General features: G+C 58.7%; 12 protein-coding genes. 10 read left to right on the top strand and 2 right to left on the bottom strand.

Annotated features, from left to right (window positions below):
* Nucleotides 1-652: 652 nt before the first annotated feature.
* The 6 genes from AC57B6_RS37125 to AC57B6_RS37150 all read left to right on the top strand — a co-directional run bounded on the left by AC57B6_RS37125 (nucleotide 653) and on the right by AC57B6_RS37150 (nucleotide 9,359).
* Nucleotides 653-2,989, top strand: coding sequence for a polysaccharide biosynthesis tyrosine autokinase (locus AC57B6_RS37125; RefSeq protein WP_496423201.1), 2,337 nt, complete (start codon nucleotides 653-655; stop codon nucleotides 2,987-2,989).
* Between the two features lie 64 nt (nucleotides 2,990-3,053).
* Nucleotides 3,054-4,169: a glycosyltransferase family 4 protein gene (locus AC57B6_RS37130; protein ID WP_028195280.1), complete on the top strand. Its 1,116-nt coding sequence runs from the start codon at nucleotides 3,054-3,056 to the stop codon at nucleotides 4,167-4,169.
* 3 nt (nucleotides 4,170-4,172) lie between these two features.
* Entirely contained in the window at nucleotides 4,173-5,633 is a 1,461-nt protein-coding gene (locus AC57B6_RS37135; RefSeq protein WP_496423202.1) for a hypothetical protein, read from the top strand.
* A gap of 122 nt (nucleotides 5,634-5,755) precedes the next feature.
* The gene (locus AC57B6_RS37140) at nucleotides 5,756-6,766 is read left to right on the top strand and encodes a glycosyltransferase family 2 protein (RefSeq protein WP_496423203.1); all 1,011 of its coding nucleotides are present in this window, start codon (nucleotides 5,756-5,758) and stop codon (nucleotides 6,764-6,766) included.
* 29 nt (nucleotides 6,767-6,795) lie between these two features.
* Nucleotides 6,796-8,112, top strand: coding sequence for a lipopolysaccharide biosynthesis protein (locus tag AC57B6_RS37145; RefSeq protein WP_496423204.1), 1,317 nt, complete (start codon nucleotides 6,796-6,798; stop codon nucleotides 8,110-8,112).
* Between the two features lie 53 nt (nucleotides 8,113-8,165).
* Nucleotides 8,166-9,359: a glycosyltransferase family 4 protein gene (locus tag AC57B6_RS37150; protein WP_496423205.1), complete on the top strand. Its 1,194-nt coding sequence runs from the start codon at nucleotides 8,166-8,168 to the stop codon at nucleotides 9,357-9,359.
* Between the two features lie 61 nt (nucleotides 9,360-9,420).
* Here the strand turns inward: AC57B6_RS37150 and AC57B6_RS37155 are convergent, their stop codons facing one another.
* Entirely contained in the window at nucleotides 9,421-10,668 is a 1,248-nt protein-coding gene (locus AC57B6_RS37155; protein ID WP_046572345.1) for an O-antigen ligase family protein, read from the bottom strand.
* A 532-nt stretch (nucleotides 10,669-11,200) separates the two neighbouring features.
* Here AC57B6_RS37155 and AC57B6_RS37160 point away from each other — a divergent pair.
* Genes AC57B6_RS37160 through AC57B6_RS37175 form a run of 4 tightly spaced genes read left to right on the top strand, consistent with a single transcriptional unit; the run spans nucleotide 11,201 to nucleotide 15,580 of the window.
* Complete coding sequence (locus AC57B6_RS37160; protein ID WP_216751416.1) at nucleotides 11,201-12,715, top strand: mannose-1-phosphate guanylyltransferase/mannose-6-phosphate isomerase; 1,515 nt, start codon at nucleotides 11,201-11,203, stop codon at nucleotides 12,713-12,715.
* 40 nt (nucleotides 12,716-12,755) lie between these two features.
* Nucleotides 12,756-14,138: an undecaprenyl-phosphate glucose phosphotransferase gene (locus AC57B6_RS37165; RefSeq protein WP_028195273.1), complete on the top strand. Its 1,383-nt coding sequence runs from the start codon at nucleotides 12,756-12,758 to the stop codon at nucleotides 14,136-14,138.
* Nucleotides 14,139-14,179: 41 nt separating this feature from the next.
* Complete coding sequence (locus AC57B6_RS37170) at nucleotides 14,180-15,241, top strand: sugar-transfer associated ATP-grasp domain-containing protein (protein WP_496423206.1); 1,062 nt, start codon at nucleotides 14,180-14,182, stop codon at nucleotides 15,239-15,241.
* Between the two features lie 15 nt (nucleotides 15,242-15,256).
* Nucleotides 15,257-15,580 carry a hypothetical protein gene (locus AC57B6_RS37175; RefSeq protein WP_028195271.1) on the top strand — a complete coding sequence of 108 codons (324 nt, stop codon included), beginning with the start codon at nucleotides 15,257-15,259 and terminating at the stop codon, nucleotides 15,578-15,580.
* A gap of 198 nt (nucleotides 15,581-15,778) precedes the next feature.
* On the opposite strand, the gene AC57B6_RS37180 is transcribed toward AC57B6_RS37175, so the two are convergent.
* Complete coding sequence (locus AC57B6_RS37180; protein ID WP_496423312.1) at nucleotides 15,779-16,192, bottom strand: MarR family winged helix-turn-helix transcriptional regulator; 414 nt, start codon at nucleotides 16,190-16,192, stop codon at nucleotides 15,779-15,781.
* Between the last annotated feature and the right edge of the window lie 43 nt (nucleotides 16,193-16,235).

A 16,235-nucleotide genomic window follows, 5' to 3' on the forward strand; every position in this document is an offset into this window, starting at 1 on the left:
GAATTTTTAATCTGTTCGTTGAGTAATTTGCTTGAAGACGCCGTCCAGCCGCTGTGACAAGGGCAGACATATCAATTACCGCTTTACCGGGACCGCCGAAGGCCTTGTATGGTCAGCATGTGCGAAGTGACGAAGCAGGTGTGCGATCGCGCGAAGCTGTACGCATAAGGTTCCAGCGGCATCGCGCTCGTGGTCTCGCGCTCGGCGTCCGCGTCAGCGGGTGCCTGGGACGCCACGCGCACATACAAAAGATTGACCTTGCAAGTCGGGACGGGCAGCAGGCGGGCCCGTCCGTTGCGAGGCTTTCTCACGAGATGTCCGTGCTGCCGGATGCCGGCGTCGTCGATATCAGTGACTCAATATGGTCGTGTCCGCCTGTTGTGAAGACGGGCGCGGCCGATTGTTTTCACTTGTTCATGCCTGTTCGCAATATGCAGTAAAAGCGGCTCGTGAATGGTTTAACAATACGTGTAGTAGTACGAATACATGAGGGCTTCGGCTCTTCCACCCAACCTGACCCAGCACGTAACTTCGAGGTGTTGCCGACCGTGTCTCATTCGCGTTCGGCGGCGGTTCCAGATCACGAACTGGTGGTGCAGCAGAGCGGTATCGGATCATTACTCTGCCCATCGAACATGGAAGGATCAAACCGGTGGATTACTACCCTGCAAATTCGTTCTCTCCCGCTCCCAGCACGGAGCGTGGTCAGCTCAGCGCAGGCGCGATGCTCACGTTGATGCGCGATCACATCTGGGAGATCGTGGGCACGGCTGTCGTCGTGCTGGGTCTGGCCGTGGCTTATCTGCTCATCGCAACGCCGATTTACTCAGCGGATGTTCTGTTGCGTGTCGATCCGCCGGAACCTAATGCGCTCGGGCTCGCCTTGCAGAACCAGGAGAGTCTTCCGCCGCCCGCGCCCGCGCCGGTGACCGAAATGGCCGTGATACGCAGCCGCGCCGTGCTCGACCCCGTCATTCAGAAATTCCGCTTCGACGTATCGGTGACACCGCACAAGATTCCTTTGCTGGGGGATATCGCCGAAAAATTCGCCACGCCGGGAGAACCGGCGGCGCCCTGGTTCGGCTTGAAGTCGTTCGCGTGGGGCGGCGAGCGCGTCGAGATCGGCGCGCTGGACGTACCGCAGGATCTCGAAGAAGAGAAACTCACGCTGGTTGCTCTCGGAAACGGTGCGTACGAGTTGCGCGGCCCGTCGGACCAGCCTCTTCTGAAAGGGTTAGTGGGCGTGCCGGTGAAGAGTAACGGGGTGTCCATGCTCGTGAAGCAACTGGATGCGCGGCCAGGCACGAAGTTTGAAGTTATTCGCTGGAACGAGATCGACGCAATCAAACGGTTTGGAACTCTGGTAAAGGTCGGCGACAAGGTGAAGGACTCCGGCCTCATTCAGATCGAGTACACGGACAAGAGCCGGGATAAGGCCACTGAAGTCGCTAATGCATTGGCAGACCAGTACCTCGCTTATGCGATCGCCGCCCGGCAAGCCAACGACACGAGCACGCTGAAGTTCATTAATGGGGAGTTGCCCAGATTGCTGGCGGACCTCAGAAAGGCCGAAGACGCGCTGAAGCATTTCCGCGGGGCGTCGCAGTCCATGCAGCCGACGAGCGAAGCGCAAGCGTATCTCCAGGGCGGCCTCGACATCGACAAGCAGATTGCCAGCCTGCAAATACAGCGTACGCAACTCCTGGATCGCTACACCCCGGATAGCCGCTGGGTGCAGACGGCCGACCGACAGATTGCGCAGTTGCAGGATGCGAAGGCGCAATTCGACAGTCATTTCAATGGCATGCCGTCGTCCGAGCGTCAGAGTGTCGATCTGATTCGCGCGCAGAAGGTGGCGGAAACAATCTACCTCGGGATGGTGCAGAAAGCCGAGCAATTGCAGGTTCGGCGCGCGAGCACGACAGGTGGCGCGCATATTGTCGACCCCGCAATCAGACCTCACCGTCCGGTCAAGCCGCAGCCGGAAATCGTGCTGGCAGGCGGCGTGATACTCGGACTCCTGTCCGGCGTCGTGCTGGTCTTCATGCGCCGTCACGTGATGACCGGCGTAACCGATCCGAGGTACGTTGAAAGCCGCATGAGTGTGCCTGTCTTCGGCGAGATTCTGTTCAGTCAGCAGCAACTGCTGCTCGACCGTCGCGGGATGGACCGCAAGGCACTGCCTGCTGCGAGCGGAAGATCCAGTCAGCCGCTTGCGCGAAGTGCCGCGGACATGCAGTTTGTTGGCGGCGCAGCCGGCATGGGGGGTGCCGCATCCCGGAGCGATGACAACGCCAGAGTGCTTGCCGCACGGTTTCCGAACGACATGTCGGTCGAAGCGCTTCGCGCTGTGCGTACGTCGGTGGCGCGCGACCTTGCGCACGCGCGCAACAACCTTCTGATGGTTATCGGGCCGACGCCTTCCGCGGGAAAGAGCTTCGTTGCGGCGAACCTGGCAATCCTGCACGCTGAGGTAGGCTCGCGCGTTCTCCTGATAGACGCCGATATGCGCCGAGGTCATCTCGCCTCGTTGTTCGACGGAACCAACCGTGGCGGTCTTTCAGAAGTGCTTTCGGGGCAGCTCGGTTTGCGTAACGCGCTGCGCACAACCGGTATCGACGGTTTGACGTTTCTGTCCTGCGGCGCGCGGCCGGAGAACCCCGCCGCGTTGCTGATGAAACCCCAGTTCAAGGAGCTGCTGTCGCGACTCGCCAGTCAGTACGACATGGTGATTATCGACACGCCACCGTTTCTTGCCGTCACCGATGCTTCCATCATCGCGAGTGAAGCAGGCTCGGCGCTGCTGGTATTGCGCTCGGGAATGCAAAGCGAGCAGGAAATTGCGGACACGGTCAAGAAGATGGCGCGCGCCGAAGGGCGTATCGCCGGTGCCGTTTTCAATGGCATTCCGCTTCTGCGAAGCACACGGAATTACGACTACGTGACGAACTATGGCAGCGATTTCGGCGATCTCGAAGCAACGCATTGATGAGGTACCGGCCGCGGGAAGCCTGCGGTCAGATGGTTTGTGGCACCGTCAAACGGAGAAGCCGATGGCCTTTGCAATTAACGGAAAGTTCACTTCGCAGGCAGTCACCGGTGTTCAGCGTGTGGCGTACGAACTCACGCGGGCCATGCAGATGAGCGCAACGCCTGGAAACGAACTGGAAGTTTTTGTGCCTCGGAACGCTGTCGAGCCGGGCACGCAGCTCAAGCGGAAACGCTGCTTTCCATGGCTGCGCGGCACGCTTTGGGAGCAGATCACGCTGCCTGTCGCGGCGCGGGGCAGGACGCTTCTCAATCTGTGCAATACCAATCCGCTTCTCAAGCGCGGGCAAATCGTCATGGTTCACGACATGGCGATCTACGACGTGCCACAAGGCTTTTCCCGTAAGTTCCGGCTCTGGTATCGCGTTTGTTTCGGCATGCTGCGGCACATGGGGCCCGTGCTTCTGACGGTCTCTGCCTATTCGAAGATGCGGATCTGCCATCACCTGAAGGTCGATGAATCGCGTGTCACGGTTATCACGCCTGGCGCGGATCATCTGGATCGGATCGTATCGGATCCTGCGGTCATGGCGCGTCTGGAACTTGCGAAAGACGCGTACTGCGTGATCGTGGGCAGCCTCGATCCACGAAAGAATCTGCAACGTGTTCTGGAAGCGATCGATAAGCTCGGGCATCTGAATGACGTGAAGTTCGTCATTGTTGGCGGCCGCAACAGACGTATCTTCAGTAGCGAGGAAAGGGCGCTGCGGACCGATTCCAGCCAGATTGTGTGGGCGGGCTTCGTGTCGGATGGCGAGTTGAAGTCGTTGTATGAGAATGCCGCCTGCCTCGTTTTTCCCTCCCTATATGAAGGATTCGGACTGCCGCCGCTCGAAGCGATGTACTGCGGCTGCCCGGTGATTGCTTCTTCGCGGACCTCGATTCCGGAAGCATGCGGCGATGCCGCCATGTACTGCGATGCGACATCGGCGGACGATATCGCGGCGAAGATATCCCAGATGATGGACGATGCGGATTTGCGGCAGCACTACCGGAACAGAGGCATGGCTCATGCACGCGAGTTCCGCTGGGAACACTCGGCGCGACAGGTGCTGCAGATTCTCTACGGTCACGCCGGCGCACCGTTGCCGGAACTGGCGCCCAGCGCATCGGCGAGCTAGCCCATGGTTGTAGCCAGACGAATCACCCGGGTCACCAGCATCGCCGGCAGACGACGGGCGTTGCGCATACTCGCCGCGCTCGCCGCAACGGGAACGCCGCTCGCGCGTGGCAAGACCGCGCCGCCGTTCTCGCCCGGGTCGCGATCGCAAGGTCTGCGTGGCCGGAGAATGTCGGAGTTGATCGGTTCCAATGGCTGGGCAGGTGCGCCCAGCGACGTGCAGATGTGGCGCGCAATGGGCATCAGTTGGGGGCGAGGCTCGGTAGGTCCGGGGCAGGCGGATGGGCCGGAAGACGTCATGCGCATCGACAAGACCAGTTCGGCGTTCGACGCCGAACTCCCGCCGGCGTTGATCGCCAACGACCGCAACGGGATCGGCTCGCTCCTGCTGCTCGGCTATACGCCGGGATGGAACGCGACCGTGCCGGGCGACGGCAACTCGGCGCCGGTGGATGTGGACGTGTGGGAACGGTATGTCGAAGCCGTAGTTCGCACTTATTCCGCGCCACCTTATAACCTGCGCTATTTTCAGGTCTGGAATGAGGCCGCGGGCAGATTGTCGGGCGGACTGGCCCAGGCGACTTTCTGGCATGGCCCGGATGCCGACGGCAACGTAAAGAGTTCGAAGCCTTACGCGCGGGCCATGCAGGACTACGTCGAGCGCATCCATATCCCGGCGGCCCGCATCATCCGCAAGTATCACGCGTACGTGGTTTACGGCGGCTGGCCGGATCAGGGCGGTCTCGACAACTTCAGAACATGGCTCGAGTACAGGAGCCCGGTGTTGAAGGAGCGGATGCTGGATTGGGTCGATTACATCGATACGCATTATCTCCCTGTTGCCGATCTGGATTCCCTGTATCAGCAATACGTCAGGAACGGTCCCGCGCGCGGCATCTGGCAAACGGAGATCGGTGACGAGTACATGAAGGACCCGCACTATTTACCGCGCTATTTCTTCGACTTCGCCGTTTGGGCACTCGATAGAAACTGGGACGACCCGAACAAGTATCTGTCGATGATTTACCACTGGGATGGTTACGAGCCGTTCCGTCTGACGCATCGCGGACCGCCTAGACGGACGTACAACGTATCCGGGCGAAGCCTCGTAGTCCTGAATCAGACAGCGAACGGATCGCTGGCAAGCTTTACCAGGCCGTTGCAATTCGATCCGGGGGCCTCTGGAAGTGCATTGCTCTCCGGCCATGATGTCGTGATGCAGGTCAGTGCGGCACCGGGCTGGCAAAGCGTCGCGGTGGCAGGACTCAAACCGCTTGCCTCAGGCAATGCACGGGTGGAGTTCATCGACGCGCTGAGCGGCACGTCGAGTGCTCAGGACAATGTTGCGCTGGCGTGGGACGAGCAGGCCCTGAAAATCCGCTTCAAGGTGCCCGATCGAGTCAACGGGGCTGACAACAAACCGCCCAGGCATCTTGCCTATGTCGTTGTTCGTGGGGTCGCTTAACTGAACCGGATCAATACAGGCGATGTTCAACTCGTGCGAATCCGAATACTTGCAGCATGCATCGATCGTTTCACGGTCGTCGAATTTCGGCTGATCGAACCTTTGGGTAGCGTCGACACATCATGAACCATGTCACTGTCGTGATCTGCAACTACAACTACCAGAACTATCTCGCCACGGCGATCGAGTCGGCTCTCGGGCAGGACTATCCGGCGACGCGCGTGCTGGTGATCGACGATGGTTCGACCGACGGGTCGCGCGCGATCATCGAGACGTTCGGGACGCGGATCTCTTCGATACTTAAGGAAAACGGCGGCCAGGTGTCCGCTTACAACCATGCGATTCAGGTGCTCGAAACGGACTATGTGATTTTCCTCGACTCCGACGACGTGCTGTATCCGGGCGCGGTTTCTGAAGTGATGCGGATCTTTGCGACCGGCGATTGGGTCAAGGTGCAGTTTCGTCTGGACGTCATGGACGGCACGGGCGCCTCGACAGGCGCCTATGTGCCGCACGTCGATCCGCCCGCCGATTGCGGGAAGTTGCTGCTGGGCGGCTGGCTATATCCGTCGCCGCCCGCATCCGGCAATGCATACAGCGTGAACGCGCTCAGACGCATTTTTCCGGTTCCGGAGGCGGGCATCAATCGCTACGGTGCGGACTTCTACGCGATTTACGGTGTGGCGCTGGTGGGTCGTGTCGCCGCGGTGCGAAAGTCTTTGGGGGGATATCGCGTGCACAACGCGGGCGGCGAGACGGTGTCGTTCGCCAACTCGGAGCAGCTCAACAAAGCGCCGGAAGCCGTCAACCTGAGATGGGCAATATTGCGTGATGTCGCAAGGGTTCGACTCCAGGTGGAGCTTGCACCGACATTTTACGACTTCGCACTCGAAAAGACCCGGTTCTGCTCAAGCGTTTACCGGGCGACGCTGCCAACGCGGTGGCGTTGGATGTTGCGCGATTCGGGGCACTATTTGCACACCATCGTCGCGAATCCCTTCTGGAGTCTCAAGAAGAAACTCGGCACGCTTGTTCTGTCAAGCCTGTGTCTGGTCCCTTACTCGCCGCTTTCTGACTTCGTGGTGCGGTATATCGCCAACCCGCTTGCCCGCCGTCGCGCGGTGGGGCGTTGAAGTCCGCAAACGCCAGCACGGAGAACGGCATGGATAAACGAAAGAGCGTTCGGATTATCGGGTTTGTCTACGGCGGTTATCTGATGAGGTATGTGTACCTCATTATCGTGGTGCCGTTCTACGGAAGGATGCTCGGCGTAGCCGGCTACGGCCGGGTACTGGCGTCGATGTCGTTGATGAACGTGATATGGATGCTCGTCAATTACGGTTTTAGCCCGGTCGGCATGCGTGACGTGTCGAAAGCGCAATCGAATGAAGAATGCAACGACATCTTCTCGCTGCATGTGAGCGCGCGCATTGTGCATGGTGTGGTGGGAGGGACCATCGGCCTGATTGCGACGATGTGTTCACCGATCCTGTCCGAGCGTCCTCTGATCGGCGTATTGGCTACGCTGCTCGGAATCGTGTCGGGGATGAATCTCGGTTGGCTGTTTCAGGGGCGTCATCAGTTTCGAACGCCGATCATTATCGAAGTGCTCGGCTTTCTCCTGAGCCTTGTACTGGTCTTGAGCCTCGTAAGAGGACCCGATGATGCGGTATGGGTGCTGGCAAGCCTTCTGATTGCCGGTGTGGTGTCCACGATCGTCTCCTATGGTTTGACGATCTACCAGCTGGGTTGGCCGCGTATCAGGCTGGCAGGCATCGTTCCCCTCGTGCGCAACTCGACGATGCTGTTTCTTTACTCGTCCGGGTCGGTCGTATTCACGGCGTCGTCCACTTACCTGTTGACGCTGTTGTCCACGCCCGACCAGGTCGGCTATTTCGGCGCGGCTGAACGCTTCGCGACGATCGCTCTCGCGCTGATGGGGCCGGCCGCGCAGGTGTTCATTCCCACCATCACACGGCAGCTCGCACAGGGCGACATGCAAGGCGCGCACGAAACGACCCGGCGCGGCGCGACCTTGCTGATGGGATACGGACTGCTGATCTTCTGCGGCGCGCTAGCTTTGTCGCCCTTTGTGCTGCCTTTGATTCTTGGCGCCTCCTTTGAACCCAGCGCACACGTTCTGCAGATCTTTGCGTGGATGTTCCCATTCGCTGCCTTTAACGAGTTCGTGGCGGGCTATGTGTTCGTGCCGCGCAGGAAGGATCGTCTGCTTGCAGGCGTTGGCATTGCGTCGGGTTTGATCAATCTGGCTGCGGCGCTCATTCTTGCGCCCCGATACGGTGCCACGGGTATCGCGCTTGCCCGCGTGATCGGCGAGGCGATGCTATCGGTCATGTTGATGGTAGTGGTGATTCGCCTCGAGCTGGTTGGGCTCGTACCGGGAGGCGAGCGGGCGTTGGGCATGGTTCGGGTTGCATGCGGTTTTCGACCGCAGACGCGTGCAGCGAAGGACGAGTAAAGCCGGTGGTGGAAAAAGCACAGAGGTCAGTCGCATTCTCACGGGAGGTTGAAGTGAAAGTCGCTATTGTTCACGATTGGTTGGTGGTTTCGGGCGGCGCGGAAAAGGTGCTGAAGAACATCATCGAATGCTTCCCGAAAGCGGATATCTTTTCGGTTGTCGATTTTCTGGAGGACCGCGACTGCGTGAAGGGGAAATCCGTCACAACCTCCTTTATCCAGAGGATGCCTTTGGCGCGCAAACGCTACCGTGCATACCTGCCGTTGATGCCGATCGCGATCGAACAGATCGACCTGTCTGGCTACGATCTCGTCATTTCCAGCTCGCACGCGGTGGCGAAAGGGGTGCTGACCGGACCGAACCAGGTCCACGTCAGTTACGTACATTCGCCGATTCGTTACGCGTGGGATCTGCAACACCAGTACCTCAACGAGTCTCATCTGAACACCGGCATCAAATCCATCATGGCGCGCGTGCTGCTTCACTACATCCGTGGATGGGATTCGCGCTCGGCCAATGGCGTGGATCATCTGTTGGCGAATTCGCATTTCATCGCCCGGCGGATCAAGAAAACTTACCAGCGTGAAGCCACCGTCATTTACCCGCCGGTCGATCTGGCGAACATGACGATATGCACGCAGAAGGACGATTTCTACGTGACGGCCTCGCGCATGGTGCCGTATAAGCGCATCGATCTGATCGTGCGGGCCTTTTCACAGACACCTGAGCGCCGTCTTGTCGTCATTGGCGACGGCCCCGAGATGAAGAAGATCAGGGCGGCGGCCGGCGAGAACGTCACGATCCTGGGTCATCAACCGTTCGATACGCTGGTCGATCATTTAAGGCGCGCGCGTGCGTTCGTGTTTGCTGCAGAAGAAGACTTCGGTATTTCGGTTGTGGAGGCGCAGGCATGCGGAACGCCGGTGATCGCATTCGGCAGAGGCGGTGCGCTCGAATCCGTTATCGGCCTGCCACTTGAGCGGCCCACGGGCGTGTTCTTCGGGGAACAGACGCCAGAGTCATTGCTGGCCGCGGTAGGCCGGTTTGAGCGCAACGCCGGCCTGTTCGATCCGCGGGCGTGCCGTAGAAACGCAGAGCGCTTTTCGTCGGAGAACTTCAAGACGGCGCTAACCAGCTTTATCGACTCACGACTCCCATACGGAGGACTCGAACACTTCCTGCCGTATCCGGTGGCGAGCCAGCAACTGCCTGTCAATCAGCGCCAGCATGCTGATGTGGTGTCGTGAGTACGAATGTGTGCGCCGGCGAATCTGATCTAGGACGGAGTTCGCCGACGCCCGCCAGCAATCAGAGCAGCGCGTGCTCTTTTGACTTCTGCTGAAGATGATCGATCGCGGCATTGTTGACTGATCGCGCGGCCAGCAACAGGGAAATGACTAGCGCAAGGATCAGCACATTCGATGGCGAGACCAGACGATGTTCGGTCGCTGCCATGACAAGTAGGCAAACGGATGAAATTTCAACGAACCTGAAGGCGGCGAAGTTCTGTCCGCCACCAAATAGTGCAGCGGCGGCCGCGCCGTGTTTGCACCACTCAATCAGTCTCCAGTAGAAGCCCAGCATCAGGGCAAGTCCCACTACGCCGAGCTCCGCAAGAATGTTCAGGTAGGAGTTGTGAGCGTGCGAGTCGCTATGCTCGATGATCTTGTCTGACGCGATACCCACCAGGTGAAAATAATTCGTCACGTTGCCGATATGGTCGTCGAACGAGCCAAAACCCAACCCTACGAGCGGACTCTGCTCGAAGTACGTCAGCGCCCGCGGCCATAGCCATTCATAGCGGATATCCAGATTGGCGACCTTGGCATCCTGATTCTCGATTGTGAAGGTGTACCCCATATAGTCGACCCGCGGGTCCGTATGGTAGATCGCCATCCCAATGGAGCCCGCGATAAGGCCGGCGATCAGCGTTGCCAGCATCCAGCGCTTGCGGCCGAAATAGAGGTAGGGAAGAACGACAAGAACACCCAGCAACGAACCTCGGCTATAGGTGGAGAACAGCATCAGTGCATTGGCGGCTAGCAGGGCCAGCAGCAGCTTGCTGCGCCTGTGCAGATAGCATGCGATGCCGAGGCACAACAGCATGGCGAAGAAGCCTCCTGCCGCATTTCGCGCAATGAAGTAGCTGCCAAAGCTGTTGTCGGGATTTGCAAGGATGCTGAGTAAGCCGTTGTGAACGATGTAGTAAGCGTAGGGCGGCAGATTGATCACCACGGCGAACACGAAGAATGTGCGAAGAACTTTATTCAGATCCCAGCGGTGCGTGTACAGGCAACCGGCAAAAATGGGTGCATACGAAATGAAGAAATTACCGTCGCGCCGATAGAAATCAAATTCCAGAAATGAACGCGGATCGTAGAGCAGTGTAGAGACGATGACCAGAAGCGTGAAAGCGGTAAGCGGCGTCATGAACGCGGGGTAGCTGCGTCCAAAAAAACGCCATGGACAAAAAGCGAGCGGCACCAACCCGACCGCACTCACGGGGACCAGATTGGTGACTGTCAGGAATAGTGCGAGTAACGATATGTAAGCCATTGCGGCTCCAGATAAATGGATGGCGTATAGCGGATGGCGTACCAGAACATCAACTCGTTCGCGTCAAAGGTATCACGGCGATAAGTTGATTTCCAACCTGCTTGTCTCATCAGACACGCAAATCAGCTACTCGTTAGCGTGCTGGCAAAAACAGGTCCAACGACCTGGGCCAAAACCTCAACGGTTCGCGCCAGAAATGCTGTGGTGCAGCGTAGTCTGACTATGATGAAGCTCATCAAGTACTGCTCTGTGGCGCTAGCTTGCCGGTAGGAGTCGGGGCGTGTCGTGATGCTTGAAACGACATGCAGTTGCGATCGAACCGCAAGTCTATCCACGCTTTCCGGTCGGGCCAGATTGACGTTCAGCGCGGCATCTTTACCGCCGCTAACTGAACCATTGGTTTTGTCCGTCTGACACAGTCGTCCTGTCATTGATCACACAAGAAACCAACGGCGCGATTGACGGTGCAACGCGTTGTGCGCGGACGTGAGGATTTCGTCCGCCGGCTGGTTTCAATGTAAAGGAGCTTTAAATGAGCAAGGTTACGGTAGTTGCCGGCGAGTTGGACAGCGAAGCGATCGATCAGGTTGTGGTGGACTATCCACCGCTCGTGCAAGTGATTCTCGCGGGTGGATCGGGTACTCGTCTGTGGCCGGTGTCGCGCGAGCAGTTTCCGAAGCAGTTGATCGACGTGATCGGTAACCAGACTTTGCTACAGGCCACGATGGGGCGAATGGCGGGTTTCAGTACGAGCTGGGAGATCGCTGCGGATCCGCTCGTCGTGTGCGGGGCGGAGCACTACTTCGCGACTTACGAACAGGCCCGGGAAATTGGCGTGAACGCGCGCATTATCGTCGAGCCGGCTCGCCGGGATACGGCGCCGGCCCTTACGCTTGCCGCACTGGCGGCGTGTGCCGATGGGCAGGATGCCATCCTGGTCGCCATGCCCGCGGACCATGCCATTGCCAATCTGGATGCGCTCCATCAGTCGATCGACATCGCAGCACGTCATGCGCTGAAGGGCGAGATCGCTACACTGGGCATCCCGCCTGATCGGGCCGATACGGGATTCGGTTATATCCGCCTTGGCGAGGTATTGCCGGATGGCGCGCATCGCATCGAACGTTTTGTTGAGAAGCCGGCCGCGGAACTTGCCGCGCAGTACATTGAATCTGGCAATTACTGGTGGAATAGCGGCATGTTCGTGGTTCGTTCGTCTGTCTGGCTGGCTGTCATCGAGCGGTTCCAGCCGGAGATCCACGCGGCGTGTGTCGAAGCGTACCAGGGCGCCAAGAAAACGGACGAATGCATCATTCCCGATGCTACCGGGTTCCTGCGTTCGCCATCCGATTCGATCGATTACGCGGTGATGGAGCACGTCGCCAAACCCGATTCGCCCTTCAGCGCGATCGTGGTGCCGCTCGACGCGGGCTGGTCGGATCTCGGCTCGTGGGATGCGGTCTGGCAGGCGATGGAAAAGGACGAGTGCGGCAACGCGTCCAACGGGCGCGTGCTGTTCGAAGGCGCAACCGCTACTTATGCGCGTTCGCAGGGAGGGCGACTCGTTGCGTGTGTCGGCACGAACAACATGATCGTGGTCGATACCGACGATGCGGTGCTGGTCGCGGACCGGTCGCATGTGCAGGACATCAAGGGGCTGGTGTCGCGCATCAAGCGCGAGAAGTCTCCGGAAGCCGACGCGCACAGAAAGGTGCGCCGGCCGTGGGGTTTCTACGATTCGATCGATCATGGCGACCGTTTCCAGGTGAAGCGCATTGTCGTCATGCCCGGTGCGCGCCTGTCGTTGCAGATGCATCACCACCGCGCGGAGCACTGGGTGGTCGTGAGCGGCACCGCGCTTGTCACGCGCGGCGAGGAGCAGTTCCTTCTCGGCGAAAACGAGTCGACCTACATTCCACTCGGCATACGCCATCGTCTGGAAAATCCCGGCTGCGTTCCGCTTCAGATCATCGAGGTTCAGTCTGGAACATATCTCGGCGAAGACGATATCGTCAGATTCGACGACAAGTACGGGCGGTGCGGTTGAATCAGCTCTGGTAACGGGGTACGTGTACTAAGGGGCTGTGATGCGATTGATTACCGGTTTACTGGCAAGACTATTCGACGTGGCGATGATTCTGACCGGCGCACTGGTTGCCTCCAGGATCCGCTTCGACGATGCGTCTCAACGAGGTTTCTATTTTGCGTTCGTGGCTTTTGCCGCCGCTTTTTCACTGGCTGTGTTTCCGGCGCTCGGTGTGTATGAATCGTGGCGGGGACGCTCCAAAAGAGCGCTGGTGGGGCAAGTCGCGCTTGGCTGGCTGGTCGTGCAGGCCTGCGCAATGGCACTGATGTTCTCGTTGCATCGAATCGACTTTGTCTCGCGTCTCTGGTTTGCCTACTGGACCGGCATATCCGGCGGCCTGATGATTGCCGGCCGCATGATGACGCACATGCTGCTTGGCCGGGCGCGCAATGCGGGTCTGAACTTGCAGCAGGTGGCCGTGGCGGCGTGCGGCGATCATTGCGACGAGATCATCCGCAAGATGGAGATGAATCCGGCTGCGGGGTTTCGGCCTAACGCGCTGTACAACGTGCGCGCTGACACCACCGCGGCGGCCACGACGGCGGTGCGGGTCTTTAAAGAGCATGCAAGCTTTGCCCGATACGTTCGGGAACGGCAGATCGGCGAAGTCTGGCTGGCGTTGCCATTGACCGAGGAACGCACGATCCTCAAGCTGGTCAATGAGTTTCGCAACGATCTGATCAATATACGGTTCATGCCCGACGTGCGCACGTTGGCGTTGTTTGAAGGCAGTGTCACGGACCTGCTGGGCGTGCCGACCATCAATCTCGCCGCGTCGCCGTTGCCGCCCAATGCATTGGTGCAGAAGGAGTTGTTCGACCGTCTCTTCGCGCTGGGCGCGTTGATCGCGGTATCGCCTATTCTGCTTGCCTGTGCGATTGCGGTTAAGTTGAGTTCGCCCGGACCGGTATTTTTCAAGCAATGTCGTAAAGGGGCTGATGGCCGCGTCTTCACCATCTTCAAGTTTCGCACCATGCGTCTGCATGAACAGAAGCGTGGTGTGCTCGAACAGGCGACTCGTGGCGACCCACGCATTACCAAAGTGGGTGGATTCCTTAGGCGTACGAGCCTCGATGAATTGCCGCAGTTCTTCAATGTGCTGCGCGGCGATATGTCGGTGGTGGGGCCTCGTCCTCACGCGCTCGAGCACGACGACCTCTACCAGAACATTGTGTCCGGCTACATTCATCGTTACCGCATCAAACCGGGCATTACCGGATGGGCGCAGATTAACGGCTTTCGCGGCGAAACCGATCGCATCGAAAAAATGGAGGGCCGTGTCGCGCACGATTTGTATTACCTCAGGAACTGGTCATTCAGACTTGATGTAAAGATCATTTTCGCGACTGTATTCAAGGGGCTTCATCATCCTAACGCTTACTGAGCTTAGATCGAGGTCCCAGTAATACGGTACAGGGAGTAGGGATGGTCTCATTCGACGTGGAACGCGTGGTCAGGCGATCGTTAAAGAGGGCGGGGCAATTCAGATTCCACCGGAATCATGGCGCCCAGGCAGGGCGCGTGCTGGAGTTTCTGGAGAGGACGTACGGAAAGGCCGATCCGGCGCATCTGAAGCTCGCCGACACCTACGCGCGCGATGTATTTGGGAGTGGCGTCTACGCACCGTGGCTGCGCGTCTACACGGCGTTCAACGGAACGTTCAAGGAAGGGTGGATTCCGGATAACTATTACGGCAGCGTGGTCGTGCCCAGCATGAAAGGCTCGTACGGCAAGCTGTCCGCGTTGAAGCCGTTATCGCGGTTGATCTTCGACAGCTACGCGTTTCCGGATATCGCTTACTTCGCTAATGGCCTGTTCTTCACGGACAGAAGTGTTGTGATTCCGGAGCATGCTCTCGAGAGCATGGTATTCGAGCAGTGCGACAGGATCGTATTCAAGCTGGACGGGTCCGGCCAGGGTAAGGGCGTGTACCTCTTCGACAGAAAGAACTTCAACCGCGAAGTGATCAAATCGCTTGGCAATGGTGTGATTCAGAAGTTCATCACTCAGCATCGCGTGTTCAATGCTTTTGCGTCAAAGCCGGTTGCCACGCTGCGCTTCACGACAGTTGTAGACGATGCCGGAGGCATCTCTATTCGAGCCTGCTTTTTCCGGCTCGGAAGAGCGGACGACACACACGTTCAGGGCGATCACGATATCTGCGTGCCGGTCGATCTGGTTAGTGGTGAGCTGGGTCGCGTGGGTTACATGAACGATTGGGGTGCGATTGCAGAACATCCCGATTCCGGCGTTCGTTTCTCCGGTGTGACGATCCCGGCATTTGCGCATTGCGTGGCGATGGTCCTCGATCTGCATCGGAAAATTCCCTTTGCTCGATGCATAGGGTGGGATGTGACCGTCGATGCGGACGAGAACGTTCAGGTGATGGAATGGAACGGTGAACACAACGATGTGAAGTTCAGTGAAGCTACCCAAGGCCCGTGCTTTGCAGATTTGAAGTGGGAGCGGCTAGGAGCGGTGGCTTGAATACGGAGACAGGAAGTGAGCGAACGGTTGTGGTGCGTTCATATCGAAGGACTTAACGACTTCATTGTCGCCGACTCCCAGCGAACGGCCGAGCAGGAGGCGTTGGCGATTAATGCGTACATAGACAGCGCCGAAACGGGTCCGCGCGCGGCGGTGTTGAGAGCGGTGGTGGTCGAATGGCCATTCGACGCCGCCGATCACGCGCGCGCGTTGCAGGAGGACTGGGAAGATCTCCAGCGCATGCCGCACAGACGGGCGTCTGCGAGCAAATCCGACAGCCTGTTCGTGAGTATGGCGCGACGTGTAAAAAAGCTGGTCTCGGTGGCGCGTGGGAAATAGAACCGACACTGCGTCGCGCGCAATCTGGCAAGGGCACGGAAATGCGCGTACCTGTCCTCACCGATGCGTTCGCCGATCACAGCAATGAACACCATCCGGAAGATACCCTGCGTATTGCCGCCGGCGAGCGGTCCGCAAACGAGAACTGCTGGAAGAAGAACAGAAATCGCGCTTACAGCTATCGAGACTCACGTTGACTCATGAATCGATACGGGGGACGCTAAATGCGCCTTCGAGCGACTTGAGTTCGGCGCGGTGCATCGCGGCAAGACGGGCAAGCACAAGTTCGCCTGCTTTCAACAAATGAACCTCGACCTGGCGCCGATCCGTCTCACTGATTTTTCTGCGGACCAGATCGAGCCCCTCACAGCGGGACACAAGTGCGACCACGCCGTGGTGCTGTGCCTGGAGTCGTTCCGCAAGCTCGCCGATGGTCGCCCAGTCGCGTTCCGGATACCCCTTGATATGCAGGAGCAGCAGGTACTGCAACGGGGTGATGCCTTCGCCCTGAGCGGCCTGCTCGGAAAAACGCTCGAAGCGCCGCATCTGGTAGCGAAACTCCGACAGCTGCTCGAAGTCCGCCTTGGTCAAGTTGCGAGTGAGTGTTTTCATCGGCCTTTGCGAGGAAATGGGTAAAGCGCAGATTATGTCGTCA

Source organism: Paraburkholderia sp. BGA-UO-ETr-F12 (assembly GCF_059567945.1).